Origin of the sequence: Sphingopyxis sp. HIX (assembly GCF_001468285.1) — a bacterium.
In the GTDB taxonomy this organism is placed as follows: domain Bacteria; phylum Pseudomonadota; class Alphaproteobacteria; order Sphingomonadales; family Sphingomonadaceae; genus Sphingopyxis.
Genome location: NZ_LNSB01000035.1, coordinates 22,831 through 38,382, shown reverse-complemented (window position 1 = coordinate 38,382; position 15,552 = coordinate 22,831). Strand labels below are relative to the sequence as shown.

At 66.5% G+C, this 15,552-nt stretch carries 15 protein-coding genes; 9 read left to right on the top strand and 6 right to left on the bottom strand.

The annotated features are described in order from the left end of the window. Nucleotides 1–3 precede the first annotated feature (3 nt). The 3 genes from ATE62_RS16215 to lptF form a co-directional block, all read right to left on the bottom strand. On the bottom strand, nucleotides 4–951 hold the full coding sequence (locus ATE62_RS16215; RefSeq protein WP_058809716.1) for a hypothetical protein: 948 nt from the start codon (nucleotides 949–951) through the stop codon (nucleotides 4–6). 104 nt (nucleotides 952–1,055) lie between these two features. Continuing rightward, nucleotides 1,056–2,153: an LPS export ABC transporter permease LptG gene (gene lptG, locus ATE62_RS16210; RefSeq protein ID WP_058809717.1), complete on the bottom strand. Its 1,098-nt coding sequence runs from the start codon at nucleotides 2,151–2,153 to the stop codon at nucleotides 1,056–1,058. Beyond that, nucleotides 2,153–3,322 (bottom strand): LPS export ABC transporter permease LptF, encoded by a 1,170-nt coding sequence (gene lptF, locus ATE62_RS16205; RefSeq protein WP_058809728.1) that lies wholly within the window; start codon nucleotides 3,320–3,322, stop codon nucleotides 2,153–2,155. The genes lptG and lptF overlap by 1 nt, the downstream gene beginning before the upstream one ends. A 174-nt stretch (nucleotides 3,323–3,496) precedes the next feature. On the opposite strand from lptF, the gene ATE62_RS16200 reads away from it, so the two are divergent. The 4 genes from ATE62_RS16200 to ATE62_RS16185 are packed head-to-tail and all read left to right on the top strand — an operon-like array spanning nucleotide 3,497 to nucleotide 6,275. Next, entirely contained in the window at nucleotides 3,497–3,970 is a 474-nt protein-coding gene (locus ATE62_RS16200; protein ID WP_058809718.1) for a DUF2141 domain-containing protein, read from the top strand. 6 nt (nucleotides 3,971–3,976) lie between these two features. Next, on the top strand, nucleotides 3,977–4,951 hold the full coding sequence (locus ATE62_RS16195) for a diacylglycerol/lipid kinase family protein (protein ID WP_058809719.1): 975 nt from the start codon (nucleotides 3,977–3,979) through the stop codon (nucleotides 4,949–4,951). Between the two features lie 10 nt (nucleotides 4,952–4,961). After that, nucleotides 4,962–5,825: a hypothetical protein gene (locus ATE62_RS16190; RefSeq protein WP_058809720.1), complete on the top strand. Its 864-nt coding sequence runs from the start codon at nucleotides 4,962–4,964 to the stop codon at nucleotides 5,823–5,825. A gap of 6 nt (nucleotides 5,826–5,831) precedes the next feature. Further along, a complete protein-coding gene (locus ATE62_RS16185; RefSeq protein ID WP_058809721.1) occupies nucleotides 5,832–6,275 on the top strand; it encodes a hypothetical protein in 444 nt (147 codons plus the stop codon). Here the strand turns inward: ATE62_RS16185 and ATE62_RS16180 are convergent. From ATE62_RS16180 to ATE62_RS16170, 3 genes are all read right to left on the bottom strand, one after another. Further along, nucleotides 6,272–8,230 (bottom strand): ATP-binding protein, encoded by a 1,959-nt coding sequence (locus ATE62_RS16180; RefSeq protein ID WP_058809722.1) that lies wholly within the window; start codon nucleotides 8,228–8,230, stop codon nucleotides 6,272–6,274. The genes ATE62_RS16185 and ATE62_RS16180 overlap by 4 nt on opposite strands. A 113-nt stretch (nucleotides 8,231–8,343) precedes the next feature. Next, the gene (gene spt, locus ATE62_RS16175) at nucleotides 8,344–9,546 is read right to left on the bottom strand and encodes a serine palmitoyltransferase (protein WP_058809723.1); all 1,203 of its coding nucleotides are present in this window, start codon (nucleotides 9,544–9,546) and stop codon (nucleotides 8,344–8,346) included. 7 nt (nucleotides 9,547–9,553) lie between these two features. Next, complete coding sequence (locus ATE62_RS16170) at nucleotides 9,554–9,787, bottom strand: acyl carrier protein (protein ID WP_058809724.1); 234 nt, start codon at nucleotides 9,785–9,787, stop codon at nucleotides 9,554–9,556. Nucleotides 9,788–9,952: 165 nt separating this feature from the next. On the opposite strand from ATE62_RS16170, the gene ATE62_RS16165 reads away from it, so the two are divergent. The 5 genes from ATE62_RS16165 (at nucleotide 9,953) to groL (ending at nucleotide 15,465) form a co-directional block, all read left to right on the top strand. Beyond that, the gene (locus ATE62_RS16165) at nucleotides 9,953–10,513 is read left to right on the top strand and encodes a Pycsar system effector family protein (RefSeq protein WP_058809725.1); all 561 of its coding nucleotides are present in this window, start codon (nucleotides 9,953–9,955) and stop codon (nucleotides 10,511–10,513) included. Between the two features lie 4 nt (nucleotides 10,514–10,517). Continuing rightward, a complete protein-coding gene (locus ATE62_RS16160; protein WP_058809726.1) occupies nucleotides 10,518–11,816 on the top strand; it encodes a TIR domain-containing protein in 1,299 nt (432 codons plus the stop codon). Nucleotides 11,817–11,949: 133 nt separating this feature from the next. Next, complete coding sequence (locus ATE62_RS16155) at nucleotides 11,950–13,347, top strand: MATE family efflux transporter (RefSeq protein ID WP_156420638.1); 1,398 nt, start codon at nucleotides 11,950–11,952, stop codon at nucleotides 13,345–13,347. A gap of 123 nt (nucleotides 13,348–13,470) precedes the next feature. Then, entirely contained in the window at nucleotides 13,471–13,758 is a 288-nt protein-coding gene (groES, locus tag ATE62_RS16150) for a co-chaperone GroES (RefSeq protein WP_037554105.1), read from the top strand. A gap of 63 nt (nucleotides 13,759–13,821) precedes the next feature. Next, nucleotides 13,822–15,465: a chaperonin GroEL gene (gene groL / locus ATE62_RS16145; protein WP_058809778.1), complete on the top strand. Its 1,644-nt coding sequence runs from the start codon at nucleotides 13,822–13,824 to the stop codon at nucleotides 15,463–15,465. The last annotated feature ends 87 nt before the right edge of the window (nucleotides 15,466–15,552 follow it).

The window sequence follows — 15,552 nt, the reverse complement described above, 5'->3', positions numbered from 1 at the left end:
GCCTCAGCGCTTCTCGAAGCGCTGCAATCCCGCGCCCAGTTCGTTGGCGCCGATCGCCAGCGCTTCGCCGCTCCAGTCGGCGACGAACACCGACTTGCGGTCGAGCCCCGCGGGCAGGCTCGCGCGATTGCCCTGGATCACCAGCCCGCGCGACGGATTCTTGCGCTCCTCGGCGGCCACCGCGATCAGCGCCGAATAATTTTCCTTGTCGCGCCCCTGCACGAACATATTGCCCGCGATCTGCCCGACCGAGCCCGAGGGCAGGTCGATCATATAGTTGGTGCCCGTGCCCTGCGTGTCGTCGAAGCTGTTGTCGCGCACATCGACCACGATCCCGCGCGATTTGAAATAATGGCCGCCGCTGCCCTTTTCGAAGCGCGTGCGGGTGACGATCACGCGGCCGTAGATTCCGGTGTAGACGCTGTGCGCGCAGCTGAGGCCGCGGTCGCAGCGGCCGAGGCGCGAGAAGGTCGAGCGGTCGATGGTCAGCGTCGCCTCGGGATCGTCGGCGGTGAGGATGCCCTCCTCGCTGTTCCGGAACATCGCGTTCACGACCTCGAGGTCGCTGGTTTCGAGCCGGATGCCCGCGCCATTGCCGTCGGGCACGCGCATATTCTGGAACACGATACCGTCGACCTTGGCGCCCGCGCCGCGCAGCACCAGCGCCGCCTTGCCCTCGCAGGTCACGCCGTCGAAGATCGCCTGCCCCGGCGCCGCCGCGACGAAGGCGATGCGCCCCGCCGTCTGCACCGCGCAGTCGCGGTGATAGCCCGGCGCGATGGTGATCGTCCCCTGCTCCTCGCCGATCGCATCGACCGCATCCTGCAGGCGCGAGAAGCCGCGGCCGTCGATGCTGTAGGGCGCGCCGCCGGTCTGCGCGGGCGCGGGGGCGGCAATGACCGCGGCGGCGATGAGCAGCGCGGCGACGAGGCTGGGGCGGATACGGACCATGGCGCGCTTATACGCCGGTGCGGCGCGCCAGTCGTTTGCAAGGCTGGTTAATTTGCGGCGCGTCCCGAAAGCAGACGCGCGCGGCGGCGGAGGTTAACGCGCGCCTATTCCTCGGTGCGTATGAGGATCATCTCGCCGATCAGCGCGAAGAGGATGAACGGCCCCCACGCCGCGAGGAAGGGCGAGTAGGCGCCGAGATCGCCCATCGCGAGCGCAAAATTGTCGGCGACGAAATAGGCGAAGCCCAGCGCCATGCCGAGGATCGCGCGCACGAAGAGCTTGCCCGAACGCGCCAGCCCGAACGCGGCCACCGCACCGAGCAATGGCATCAATATCGCCGACAGCGGCCCCGAAATCTTGTGCCAGAGCACGCCCTTCAGCGCGCTCACCGGGCGGCCCGCAGCTTCGAGGTCGTCGATCGCGCTCTTCAATTGGAGGAAGGGCAGCTGGTCGCCCTTGACCTGCGCCAAGGTGAACTGGTCGGGGCGTACCCCCTTCGCGGCGACGATCGTGCCGAGCGGCTGGATGCTGCCCGAGCGGCGGATGAAGCGCCGCGCGTTGGTGAGTTCCCAGCCGCCGTCGACCGCGCGCGCGCTGTCGGCCGACAGGATCGACGACAGCACCCCGCCGCGGCGCTCGTAGATCTTGACCCCGGTCAGCCGCACCACCGGCCCGCCGGTCTCGACCGTCGCCGCGTTGATCAGGTCGTCGCCCGCGCGCACCCAGATGTTGCTGCGCACGCCATTATCGGGCGGCACCTGCGCATATTGCACCTTCTGCCACGCCGCGAGCGAGGCGGTGGCGCGCGCGACGATGCGTTCGTTGAAGGCGAAGCTGATCCCCGCTACCAGGAAGGCCGCGAGGAACAGCGGAGCCAGCACCTGGTGCGCCGACATGCCCGCGCCCTTCATCGCGATGACCTCGCTGTTCTGGTTCAAGGTCGCGAGCGTCAGGATCGTACCGAGCAGCACCGAAAAGGGAAGGAAGGTCTCGATGATCTGCGGGATGCGGAGGCCCACATAACGCCAGACCTCGCTGTCGCCATTGCCCGCGACCGCAAGGATCTTGCCGCTCTCGCCGAGTAGGTCGAGCGTCTGTAGGATCAGCACCAGCGCGAACAGGATCGCGAAGGTGCGCACCAGGAACAGCCGCCCGACGTAGAGGGCCATCGTGCGCGAGGGGAAAAAAGCGAGCGCGTGCATCATTCGGCCGCCTGCAGCGCCGCCGCCGGCTTGCGCTGGAACATCTTCGCGAGCCCGCGGATCTTCTGCCCGGCCTTGGCCGCGACGCGCTCGAGCGCGCCGATCGGCTGGCCGCCGGGCACATGCGCGGTCTGGTAATACATCCACACCGCGAGCGCGGCGAACAGCAGGAAGGGCACCCACAGCGCGATCAGCGGATCGACGGTGCCGCGCGCGCCCATATCCTCGGCATATTCGTTGATCTTGTGCTGCGTCACCAGCAGCACAATCGACAGGAAGATGCCGAGCGAAGAGGTCGATCTTTTGGGCGGGATGGCAAGCGCGATCGCGATCAGCGGGATCAGGAACATCGACGCGACTTCGACGATCCGGAAGTGGAAATTCGCGCGCGATTCGAGGCGGGTCTTCAGCGGTTCGCTGCGGTCCTTGCCCGCGACGAACAGCTCGGGAATCGTCTTTTCGCGGTCGGCACCGCCGCGGGTACGGAAGGCGTCGATCTTCGGCAGCGGGATCGGCAGGTCGTGATTGTCGAAGGTCAGGACGCGCGGCACCGCGAATTTGGGCGATTCGTGGATCAGCACGCCCTTGGTCAGCCGCAGGATGATCGTGTCGGGGTCGTCGGTGGCGAGGAACTGGCCGCCCGCCGCGGTCGCCGACACGCTCTGCCCGTCCTTCTGCTCGCCGCGCACGAAGATTCCGCGCAGCGTGCGCCCTTCGTTCGAACTCTCCTCGATGCGCAGCGTCATCCGCTCGCCGAGATTGGTGAACTCGCCGACCTTGATCGATGCGCCGAGCGCGCCCGAGCGCAGCTCGAACTGCAACCCTTCATAGGCGTAGCGCGCATAGGGCTGGATGAAACCGACGATCGCGAGGTTGAGCGCCGCGAGCGCGAGCGCATAGGCATAGGGCACGCGCATCAGCCGCCCGAAGCTCATGCCGACGCCCTTCAAGACGTCGAGTTCGCTCGACGTCGCGAGGCGGCGGAAAGCCAGCAAAATGCCCAGCATCAGGCCTATCGGGATGCCGAGCGAGAGATATTCGGGGATCAGGTTCGCGAGCATGCGCCACACGACGCTGACCGGCCCGCCCTCGTTCGCGACAAAATCGAACAATCGCAGCATCTTCTCGAGCACGAGCAGCATCGCCGACAAAACCAGCGTGCCGAGCATGGGGAAGAAGATGAGCCGCGATATGTAGCGGTCGATGGCGGGCAATCTATTCAAGCTTTCGTCGCCCTATTACCATGATTTGGCCGCAAATGATTCCGATATGCCGATGCAAGGGCGACAGGGACCCATGCCGGCCTGGCTGGCATGGCTATAGCCACTGGGAGCTAATGCGTCATGTCGAAATTTGTGTCGACGTCACTCTGCATCATTCTGCTGGCGGCCTCGGTGCCGACCCAGGCGGAAGGACAGGTTCTGTCGAACGATCTGTCGAAATGCCGGAGCGGTCCGTCCACGCTGGTCCAGATCAGCGGCCTCAAGGCCGGGTCGGGCAAGGTGCGTGTCCAAGCCTATCGCGCCACATCGGCGGAATGGCTGGCCAAGGGTCGCTGGATCAATCGCATCGAGGTGCCCGCGCGCGCCGGTTCGATGACCGTATGCGTGCCGCTGCCCGAAGCCGGCAGCTACGGCATCGCGGTGCGTCACGACGTCAACGGCAACGGCAAGACCGACCTGTCGTCGGACGGCGGCGGGATGTCGAACAACCCGAGCATCAACATCTTCAACCTCGGCAAGCCGAGCTACAAGAAGACGGCCTTCGCGGTCGGCAACGCGCCGAAGACGATCTCGATCACCATGAAATATATGTAAGGATATATGGCCAGCGTTGCGCTCCTTTCCAATCCGCGCTCGACGGGCAACCGTGCCCTGTTGCCGCGCGTCCGGGAATATTGCGCGGCGCATCCCGATATCTTTCATTACGAGGTCGAGGACGTCGCCCAGATCGGCGAGGCGATCCGCACCATCGCGATGGTGTCCCCGCGCATCGTCGTGATCAACGGCGGCGACGGCACCGTCCAGGCGGCGCTGACCGAGCTCTATTCGGGCGGCCATTTCGACGGCACCCCGCCGCCGGTTGCGGTGCTGCCGAATGGCAAGACCAATTTGATCGCGCTCGATCTCGGCGCCGAGGGCGATCCCTTGAAGGCGCTCGAGCGCGTGATCGAACTGGTCGAGAGCGGCCGGATCGAGGATCATGTGATCGAGCGCCAGCTGATCTCGCTCGACAGCGGCGGCGAGACGCGCCCGGTGCTCGGCATGTTCCTCGGCGGCGCCTATCTCGCCGACGTGATGCTCTATTGCCGCAACCGCATCTATCCGCTCGGCCTGCCCAATGGCGTGTCGCATTTCCTCGCGGCGATGCTCGGGCTGTTTGCGATGGTCCTCGGCCTCGGCGGCGGGCGCCTGCCGCCCAAACCCGAGGCGATGACCGTGTCGCTGATCCGCCAGGGCGAGTTCAAGGGCAAATTCTCGCTCCTGATCGTCACCACGCTCGAGAAATTGCTGCTCAGCATCCGCACCAGCGAGACGCACGGCACCAACGGCCATATGAAATTGCTCGCGACCGACACCAGCGTCGGCGCGCTGTTCCGCATGCTCGGCGGCGCGTGGCGCGGTACGCTCGGCCAGCGCCCACTCGATGGCGTGCATTTCGAGCAGGGCGACGAAATCCGCATCGAGGGCAGGCGCTCGAACGTCATCCTCGACGGCGAGATTTTCGAGTCGATCGGGGGCAAGCCGATCGTGCTGACCTCGACCCAGCCGGTGCCCTTCCTGCGCCTTGCCGCCTGAAGGCACCACCATGTCCGACAGCCTGACCGATCTGGTCCGCGCCGAACTTTCCAGCCCCGTCGATCCGCGCGTCAAGGCGATGGCGGCGGCGATTGCCGGGCAATTTCCCGGCTCGGCGCGCGCGGTGCTCTTCTACGGCAGCTGCCTTCGCGAAAGCGAACTCGACGGGCTGATGCTCGATTTCTACCTGATCGTCTCGGACTATGGCGACGCCTATGACCGGCGCTGGATGGCGGCGGCGAACCGGCTGATCCCGCCCAATGTCTTCCCCTTCCAGCACGAGGGGCTGATCGCCAAATATGCGGTGCTGAGCGAAGCCGATTTCGACCGGCTGAACGGCCCCGAGACGCGCAACGTGTCGGTCTGGGCACGCTTCGCCCAGCCCTCGCGGCTGGTGTGGGCGGTCGACGACACCGCCGCCGGCCGCGCCGTCGCCGCGGTCGCGCGCGCCGCGCCGACCTTGCTCGCGGCGGCGGGCCGCATCGAGGGCGAGGACGTCCTCGACTGGTGGCGCCGCGCCTTTTCGCTGACCTATTCGGCCGAGCTCCGCGCCGAGCGCAGCAGCCGCGCGCAGTCGGTGGTCGACGCCGATCCCGACCGCTATCTTCGCTTCGGCGCGCCCGCGATCGCCGCCATCGCCGCCCATGCACGCAGCGGCGGCTGGCCGCGCCGGCGGCTGGAGGGCAAGGCGCTCAGCATCGTCCGCCTCGCCAAGGCCAGCCTGACCTATGCCGGGGGGATCGATTATCTGGCGTGGAAGATCAACCGCCACGCGGGCACGAAGATCGAGATCAAGCCCTGGCAGCGGAAATGGCCGCTGGTCGCGGCGCTGACGCTCGTGCCGCGGCTGATGCGGAGCGGGGCCATCAAGTAGCACCCCATGCTCGATTTCCTTTGGCATTTGCGCGGCACGGTGGTCCTGGACATGGCGATGCCTGACGAAGAGGTTTTTGATCGCCTGCACGCAATGCTGGTCGGGCAGGAGAAGCCCGTCACGCCGGACGATGGCCGACAGATCGGCTTCGACGCGCCTCTCTGGAGAAATTTATACGGATCCAATTGGCGCGCGATGGTAATTTACGATCGCGGCGATTTTTGGCTCGACCGGCAGAACGGGCGGCGCGTGCTGCGATATGATCTGCGCAGCCTGCACACATTCATATTCTGCCTCGGCGCTGCCGGATTGTTCTTTTCCGCGGGGTCGTCGGGTAGCTTGGAGCAGGGGGTCAAGCTCGCCGGATTGGCATTGGGGTGGCTCTACGGGATGAACCTGCTTCTTGCCTCCCTCCGTGTACCGCGGCTGATCCGGCGAATGCTGCGCTAGCCGAACGCCGCGATCTTCTCCGCCGTCCGCGGCTCGGTGCTGCGCCGTATCGCCTGCTCGAGCTGCGTCAGCGTGAAGGGCTTCCGCAGCACGTCATGGTCGCCGAAGCTCGCGATTTCGCTCGCGTCTCCCGCAAAGCCGGTCACGAACAGCACCGCGATGTCGGGCCAGCGCGCCTTCAGCCCCGCGACCATCTCGGGCCCGGTCAGCTCGGGCATCAGCACGTCGGAGAGGATGAGGTCGAATTCCTGCGTCTCGACCAGCGCCGCCGCGGCGCGCGGGTCGCTGCACGCGATGGTGCGGTGGCCGAGTTCCTCGACCGCATCGACCGTCGCCGCGAGCACGCGCAGATCGTCTTCGACGACCAGGATATGCAGCGCTTCGCTCGCCGCCTCGGGCTCGGCGACGGGGACGACGGGTTCGGGCTCCGCCGCTTCGACCGGGCGCGCGACGGGCAGCAGCATCGCGACGCGCGTGCCCTCGCCCTCGGTCGAGCTGATCTGTACCTCGCCCCCCGACTGGCGGCAGAAGGCGAAGACCTGGCTCATGCCGAGGCCGGTGCCCTGCCCCGCGGGCTTGGTGGTGTAGAAGGGGTCGAAGACGCGCTCGAGCACCTCGGGCGCCATGCCGCAGCCGGTGTCGATCACCTGCACCGCCAGCGCGCCCGCCGCCGCCTGCTCGTCGGGGAGCGTGCGGATCGTCAGCGCGCCATGGCCCTCCATCGCGTCGCGCGCGTTGACCGCGAGGTTGAGCAGCGCATTTTCGAACTGCTGGCGGTCGAGCCAGGCGGCAAGCCCCGCGGCGCGGAGGTCGAGCGTCAGCGCGATACGGTCGCCGATCGTGCGTTCGATCAGCTCGGCGAAGGACGCGATGCTCTCGTCGACGACGATCATCTCGGGCCGGGCGGGTTCGGAGCGCGCGAAGGCAAGCAGCCGCCGCGTCAGGTCGGCGGCGCGATTGGCGCCGTCCATCGCATTGTTCAAATGCCGCTGCGCCTTTTCCGGCGCATCGACCACCAGCCGCTGCGCGAGCTCGAGCCCGCCGACGACGACCGCGAGCATATTGTTGAAGTCGTGCGCGATGCCGCCGGTCAGCTGGCCGACCGCCTCCATCTTCTGCGCCTGGCGCAATTGCGCCTCGGCGGCGGCGCGGTCGGCCATCTCGCCGCGCAGCGCGACGTTGGCGCGCGCCAGTTCGGTGGTGCGCTCGGCGACCGCGGCTTCGAGCAGCGACGCGCGGTCGCTTTCGGCGAGCTGCTCGCGGCGCGCGAGGCGGCGCTCGCCCTCGGCGCGGACGAGCGAGAAGGTCGCGATGATCGCGATCAGCGCGGCGACGGCGCCGAGCAGCGAGAAGAGCAATATCGCCTGGTTGAGGCTGTCGCGGTCCGACGCCGCGAGGCGGTTGCGCTCGGTCAGGATCGCGCGCTCGTTGCGGATGAGATCGCTCAGGATGCGGTCGATGCGGATCAGCGCTTCGTCGTGCCCCGCGGCATTATATTTGGAGATCGCCGCGACGGTCTGGTTGTAATTGGCGCTGAGCGCGGCGTCGCCGAGCTGCTCGCCGCGGCGGTTGAACTCGGTGGTCAGCTTCGCGACCAGTTCGGCCTGCGCCGGATTGTCGCGCACGTTGCGCGTCAGCAAGGTCAGATATTGGCGCGCGACGCCCCATTGCTGCTGGAAGACGCGGCCGTCCTCCTTCTGCAGGCCGACCGCGAAGCGCCCCAGCGCCGCCTCGGCGCGCGCGAGCGAGGCGTCGAGGCTGCGCGTCTGCGAGATCACCTCCAGGCTGTGCGCCTGCCAGCCGAGCGAGCGGTCGTAATTGTCGTTGGCGCGCATCAGCAGCAGCACCAGCGCCGCGACGACCCCGGTCAGGATCGCGCCGACGCCGATCGTCAGCCAGAAGCGCAGCCGCTCCCGCCGATTGTCGTTTTCGCTGTCATAATCCGCCTCGAACACTTGGCCTTTGTACCGGAGTCGCGCCGCGCGGGAAAGCGGCGAACGAGTCGCACCGCCTCCGCCGAATCGACTCGCCCCGAAAAGGAGTCCGTCCGTCGGCGGCTACGCTCGCTTCAGCCGATAATGCCGACGCGCTTGCCGGCGCGCTCGAAGCGGCCGAGGATCTCGCCGACCTGCTCGCTCGAATGCTCGGCGCAGAGAGAACAGCGCAGCAAGGTCATGCCCGCGGGGGTCGCCGGCGGGCGCGCGAGATTGACGTAGAGGCCCTCTTCCAAAAGCGCTTCCCACATCATCGCGCCGCGTTCGAGGTCGGGCATGATCACCGCGATGATCGCCGACTGCGGCTCGTCGGTGCCGAGCGTGAAGCCCAGGTCGCGCAAGCCCTTGTGCAGGTCCTTCGAATTTTCCCACAGATGTGCGCGCTTGTTCGACCCGTGCATCAGCTTGCGGATGCTCGTCGCGGCGGTCGCGACGACGCTCGGCGGCAGCGAGGCAGTGAAGACGTACGGGCGGCAGACGAGCCGCATGATCTCGAACTTCGGATGGTTCGAGACGCAGAAGCCGCCAACGGTGCCGACGCTCTTCGAAAACGTGCCGATGATGAAGTCGACGTCGTCGATCACGCCCTGCGCCTCGGCGACGCCGCGGCCGTGCTCGCCGATGAAGCCCATCGAATGCGCCTCGTCGACCAGCACCATCGCGCCGGCTTCCTTCGAGACGCGGATCATCTCCTTCAGCGGCGCGATGTCGCCGAGCATCGAATAGACGCCCTCGAGAACGACGAGCTTGCCCGCCTCGGGCGGCAGGCGCTTCAGGCGCTTTTCGAGCGCTTCGACGTCATTGTGGCGGAAGGCGACGATTTCGGCGTCGCCCATCTTGCACCCGTCATAGATCGACGCATGGCTGTCGATGTCGAGGATGACATAGTCGCCCTTGCCCGCGATCGTCGAAATGATGCCGAGGTTCGCCTGGTACCCGGTCGAGAACACCATGGCATGGTCCATGGCGTAAAATTCCTTGAGCGCGTCCTCGCACTCCTTGTGCCCCTGATAGGTGCCGTTGAGCACGCGGCTGCCGGTGGTGCCGCTGCCGAACTTGTCGAGCGCGTCCTTGCCCGCGGCGATGACATCCTCGTCGAAGGTCATGCCCATATAATTATAGGTGCCGAGCAGGATCGTCTCGCGCCCGTTGCAGATCGCGACGGTGGGGGAGACGACGCGCTCCATCACCAGGCTGAACGGATCGGTCACCCCGGTCGCGAGCAGCGCCTCGCGCTGCTGGATCAGCGGGTCGAACTTGCTGAAAAGATCGGTCATTCGTGGATCAGCCCTGCAGCTTTTCGACCGCGGCGATCAGCTGGCCGACGGTCTCGATCTCGGCCTGCATATTCATGCTGATGATGATGTCGAAGGTGTCCTCGACCTCGGCGACGAAATCCATCACCGTCAGGCTGTCCCATTCGAGGTCGCCGGCAAAGGTCGTCGCGTCGGTCAGTTCGACGCCCTTCTTGTTGAACGGCGCGATCAGGCCGTGAATCTGGTCCTTGAGGCTGCTCATTGGCTGCGTCCCGTAAAGAAAGAATGTTGCGCGCGGGCATGCCGCGCTCGTTCCCGATTGGCAAGCGAATGCGGCGGGATTCGGGCAGCATCTTGCCGCCCGCGGGACTTCATGTCATTCGGGTGACAGGGTCGCCCGGCGCCGCTTCGGCAGGGAGGGGATTGTATGGACAGCGAAAAACCGGCGGTGCCGCCGATCAGCTTTCCGCCCAATGCGGTGCATCTGGTGCGCACGAACCAGCAATTGACGATGAACCTGTCGCAGATGGCCGACCAGAAGGCGTCGATCCTGATGGGTGCGACCTTCGTCGTCTTCACCCTCGCGATCGGGCAGGCGCGCGCCGGGGCCGGCGCACTCGCGATCCCGCTCGCGATCCTCGCGACCTTTTCCTTCCTCTCGGCGCTGCTCGCGATCTCGGCGGTGCTGCCGCGCGTCGGCAAGGCGCCGCCGATCGTCTACAAGGACGGCAAGGACCACAGCAACATCCTCTTCTTCGGCCGCTTCGCGCAGATGGAGGAGGATGAGTTTATCGACGCGGTCAAGGCGCGGCTGCGCACCGAGGAAGATCTGTACGAGACGATGCTGCGCGATACCTATCAGAACGGCATCGTGCTGGCGCGGCGCAAATATCGCTATCTCGCTTATGCCTACCGGCTGTTCGTCGTCGGGCTGACGCTGACCTTCGTCGCCTTTGCCGTCGAAATGATACTGCTCTGGGCACAATGACCCCGTGACCGACGTCTTCATCAGCTACAAGCGCGAGGAGCGCCCGCGCTGCGTCGCCATCTACAACGCGCTCGTCGACCTTAAGCTGTCGGTGTGGTTCGACGGCCGCATCGAGCCCGGAACCTCCTTCGACCGCGAAATCGAGCGCGAGGTGGAAGGCGCCAAGGCGATCCTCGTGCTCTGGTCGGAACTGGCACGCAACAGCGACTGGATCCGCAACGAGGCGCGCACCGGCAAGCAGGGCGAAAGGCTGGTCGCGGCGCGGCTCGACGACTGCCTGCCGCCGCTCGAGTTCCGCTCTGTCCAGACGGTCGACCTGTTCGACGCCGGCAATTTCCAGTCGGGCGAGGGGTGGTGCCAGATCGTAAGTCGCATCGGCCGGTTGGCCGGGCGTCCGGGGCTCGGCGACTATGTGCGGTGCGAGCAGGCCGCCGAGCCCGGGTTATGGCACGACTGGCTTGCCGCACATGGTCTCGATCCGCTCGCCATCAGGGCGCGCGAGCGACTGGCGGCGCTGGAGGAACAGGGGGCGCAGGCCGGGCCGACTCCATCGCCTGCCCAGCCGGCACCACGCGCAGACGCCGCGGCAGTCCGGCCGACGCGCCAGCCGGTGAAGCAGGGCTTGCCGCCGGACCCCGGCAACGAGGCCGCAAACAAAACCATAAGCGATCGACTGCCTGCGATGTTGCGATCGCCTCTTGGGCTGGTGGCGGTCGCTTTGTCGACGTTGGCCTTGCTGACATGGGTAAATTTAGTGATCGACCCCCGCACGACCTCGTCGGCGGAGACCAAGAGTACCGATCCGGCAACGACCTGGAAACCGCCGGCCGAGATGGATGCCGCCGAAAAGGCGGCCGCAGCCGCGGCTGCCGTTGATACGACCGGCGTTTTGCCGCCGGCGGCGAAAGATACCAACAACGCCGCTACCCCCGCAAACAAGGTCGCCATTGCCGACGTGTCGCGGCTCGACTGCAACCCCGGCCCCTATATCGTCTATTTCAACTGGGATCAGACCTCCCTCCCACCCGAAGCGGCCGGCACCCTCAACCTCGCGGCCTCACGATGGGAGCGATGCGGCGGCCCGGTGCAAATCGACGGGCATACCGACAGTTCGGGCAGCGCCAGCTACAATGTCGGCATGAGTGAACGCATGGCGGCAAGCGTTCGCCAATATCTCGCGGGACGCGGCATTCCCGACGGCGTCATGACGACGCAGGCCTTTGGCGAATCGCGGCTTAAGGTGGCGACGCCCGACGGCGTACGCGAGTCGCAGAACCGCCGCGTCGAAGTCACCTTCCGCTAAAGTATCCGGCAGCACCGACGCCGGTCGCGTTCGCCCCCTTCCTGTTGCCATTATGCCACCCCCGCCCACGAAACGCCCCCTGACTCAATCCCCCGATTGAAACCCCGGCAAGCCCCGCCTATCCGGGCCGGCTGTGTTGCAGAAGACCACCCCCCTGACCGCGGATGTGCCGCAGGGTCTTGGCGCCGAGTTTCGCGCGACGCTGGCGCTCGCCTGGCCGCTGGCGGCGGCGAACCTGCTCCAGATGCTCGTCCATGCCATCGACGTCATCTTCGTCGCGCGGCTCGGCGACGCCGCACTCGCCGCTTCGTCGCTCGGCGTCTCGATCTTCGGACTGCTGCTGTGGACCGGCACCGGCCTCGTCGGCGCAGTCGCGCCGCTGGTCGCCGCCGAGCTTGGCCGCCGCAAGCATGCGGTGCGCGAGGTGCGGCGCTCGGTGCGCATGGCGCTGTGGCTGAGCGCGCTCGTCTCGCTGGTCTTCATGGGCGTCTGCGCGCTCGGCGGGCCGATCATGCTCGCGACCGGCCAGCCGCCCGAAACCTCGGCGCGCGCCGCCGATTTCCTGCTCATCCTGCTGTGGGGCATGTTCCCGATGATCGCGGCGGCGGTGCTGCGCATCTTCGTCTCGGCGCTCGGCCGGCCCAAGATCGCGACCGCGATCACCTTCTTCGCGCTCGGGGTCAACGCGCTCGGCAATTGGGCGCTGGTGTTCGGCAACCTCGGCGTGCCCGCACTCGGCCTCGAGGGGTCGGCGCTGTCGAGCGTGATGACCAGCACGCTGATGCTGCTCGCCTATGTCGTCATCATCCAGACCGACCGGCGGCTGCGACGCTACCATCTGTTCGGCAAATGGTGGCGCGCCGAATGGACGCGCTTTTTCGAGATGCTGCGCATCGGCACCCCGATCGCGCTGACCATCCTGGCCGAGGCGGGACTGTTCACCGGCGCCGCCTTCCTGATGGGGCGCATCGGCGAGGCCGAGCTTGCCGGGCACACCATCGCGCTGCAGGTCGCGGCGCTGGCCTTCCAGATCCCGTTCGGGGTCGCGCAGGCGGCGACGATCCGCGTCGGGCTCGCCTATGGCGCACGCGACCATCGCGGCATCGCCCACGCCGGGACGGCGGCGATGGTGCTCGGCATCGGCTTCATGGCCTTCACCGCGCTCACCATCTGGCTGTTCCCCGCACTCGTCCTGTCGATCTATGTCGACGTCGACGCCGCGAAGAATGCCGCACTCGTCGGCTTCGCGATGCAGTTCCTCGTCGTCGCCGCTGCCTTCCAGCTGTTCGACGGCGCGCAGGCGGTCGCGGCGGGCGCGCTGCGCGGGCTGCAGGACACGCGCACCCCGATGATCATCGCGATCTGCGGTTACTGGATCGGCGGCTACGGCACCGCGATCTACCTCGGCTTCTGGACCCCCTGGGCCGGCGTCGGGGTGTGGATCGGCCTCGCGGTGGGGCTTGTTCTGGTGGCGGGTCTTCTTATGTTGCGCTGGCGGATGCGCGGCCGTCTCGGGCTGTTACCGGCCTGACGCAAAAAACTTGCAGGGGCGTGCTTGACGGCCTCTGGACTCCCACCCATATGGCCGCCTGTTAGCACTCTCGCTCTGCGAGTGCTAAGAACGACATCATTTGCATCTCTGGAGGGATATTCCATGCAATTTCGTCCGCTGCACGACCGCGTGCTCGTCCGCCGTATCGAAGCCGAAGAAAAGACGGCCGGCGGCATCATCATCCCCGACACCGCCAAGGAAAAGCCGCAGGAAGGCGAAGTCGTCTCGGTCGGTTCGGGCACCCGCGCCGACGACGGCAAGGTCACCCCGCTCGACGTCAAGGCCGGCGACCGCATCCTGTTCGGCAAATGGTCGGGCACCGAAGTCAAGGTCGACGGCGAAGAGCTGCTGATCATGAAGGAATCGGACATCCTCGGCGTTATCGCCTGAGCGATTTCATCGAATCACGAGTGAAGTTGCGCAGTTTTCTGCGCCTTTGAAAGGAACAAGCCCATGGCTGCTAAAGACGTCAAATTCTCGCGCGACGCGCGCGAACGCATCCTCCGCGGTGTCGACACCCTCGCCGACGCGGTGAAGGTCACCCTCGGCCCCAAGGGCCGCAACGTCGTCATCGACAAGAGCTTCGGCGCCCCCCGCATCACCAAGGACGGCGTCACCGTCGCCAAGGAAATCGAACTCAAGGACAAGTTCGAGAACATGGGTGCGCAGATGCTGCGCGAAGTCGCATCGAAGGCGAACGACAAGGCCGGCGACGGCACCACCACCGCGACCGTGCTCGCCCAGGCGATCGTGCGCGAGGGCATGAAGTCGGTTGCCGCCGGCATGAACCCGATGGACCTGAAGCGCGGCATCGACCTCGCGGTCACCAAGGTCGTCGAGACGCTGAAGGCGCAGTCGAAGCCCGTTTCGGGCACCTCGGAAATCGCGCAGGTCGGCATCATCTCGGCCAATGGCGACACCGAAGTCGGTGAGAAGATCGCCGAAGCGATGGAAAAGGTCGGCAAGGAAGGCGTGATCACCGTCGAGGAAGCCAAGGGCCTCGATTTCGAACTCGACGTCGTCGAAGGCATGCAGTTCGACCGCGGCTACCTGTCGCCCTATTTCATCACCAACCCCGAAAAGATGCTCGTCGAGCTCAACGACCCCTATATCCTGATCTTCGAGAAGAAGCTGTCGAACCTCCAGTCGATGCTGCCGATCCTCGAAGCCGTGGTGCAGTCGGGCCGTCCGCTGCTGATCATCGCCGAGGACATCGAAGGCGAAGCGCTCGCGACCCTCGTCGTCAACCGCCTGCGCGGCGGCCTGAAGGTCGCGGCCGTCAAGGCGCCGGGCTTCGGCGATCGCCGCAAGGCGATGCTGCAGGACATCGCGATCCTGACCGCCGGCGAGATGATCAGCGAAGACCTGGGCATCAAGCTGGAGAGCGTCACGCTCGCCATGCTCGGCCAGGCCAAGCGCGTCACCATCGACAAGGACAACACCACCATCGTCGACGGTGCGGGTGAAGCCGATGCGATCAAGGGCCGCGTCGAACAGATCCGTGCGCAGATCGAGACCACGACCTCGGACTACGACCGTGAAAAGCTGCAGGAACGCCTCGCGAAGCTCGCCGGCGGTGTCGCTGTGATCAAGGTCGGCGGCGCGTCGGAAGTCGAAGTGAAGGAACGCAAGGACCGCGTCGACGACGCGCTGCACGCGACCCGCGCTGCGGTCGAGGAAGGCATCGTCCCCGGCGGCGGTACCGCTTTGCTCTATGCGACCAAGGCGCTCGACGGCCTGACCGGCGCGAACGAAGACCAGACCCGCGGTGTCGACATCATCCGTCGCGCGCTGCAGGCTCCGGTCCGCCAGATCGCCGAGAATGCCGGCTTCGACGGCGGCGTTGTCGCGGGCAAGCTGTTCGACCAGAACGACACGAACTTCGGTTTCAACGCGTCGACCGACGTCTATGAAAACCTGGTGGCCGCCGGCGTGATCGACCCGACCAAGGTCGTGCGCACCGCGCTGCAGGATTCGGCCTCGGTCGCCGGCCTGCTGATCACCACCGAAGCGGCGGTCAGCGAGCTGCCCGACGACAAGCCCGCCATGCCCATGGGCGGCGGCGGCATGGGCGGCATGGGCGGCATGGACTTCTAAGTCCACAGCCCGCTTGCCGAACGGCCAAGTCACAGAAGGGGCCGGGAGAGCGATCTCCCGGCCCTTTTTTGTTTCCCCGCGGGCCAA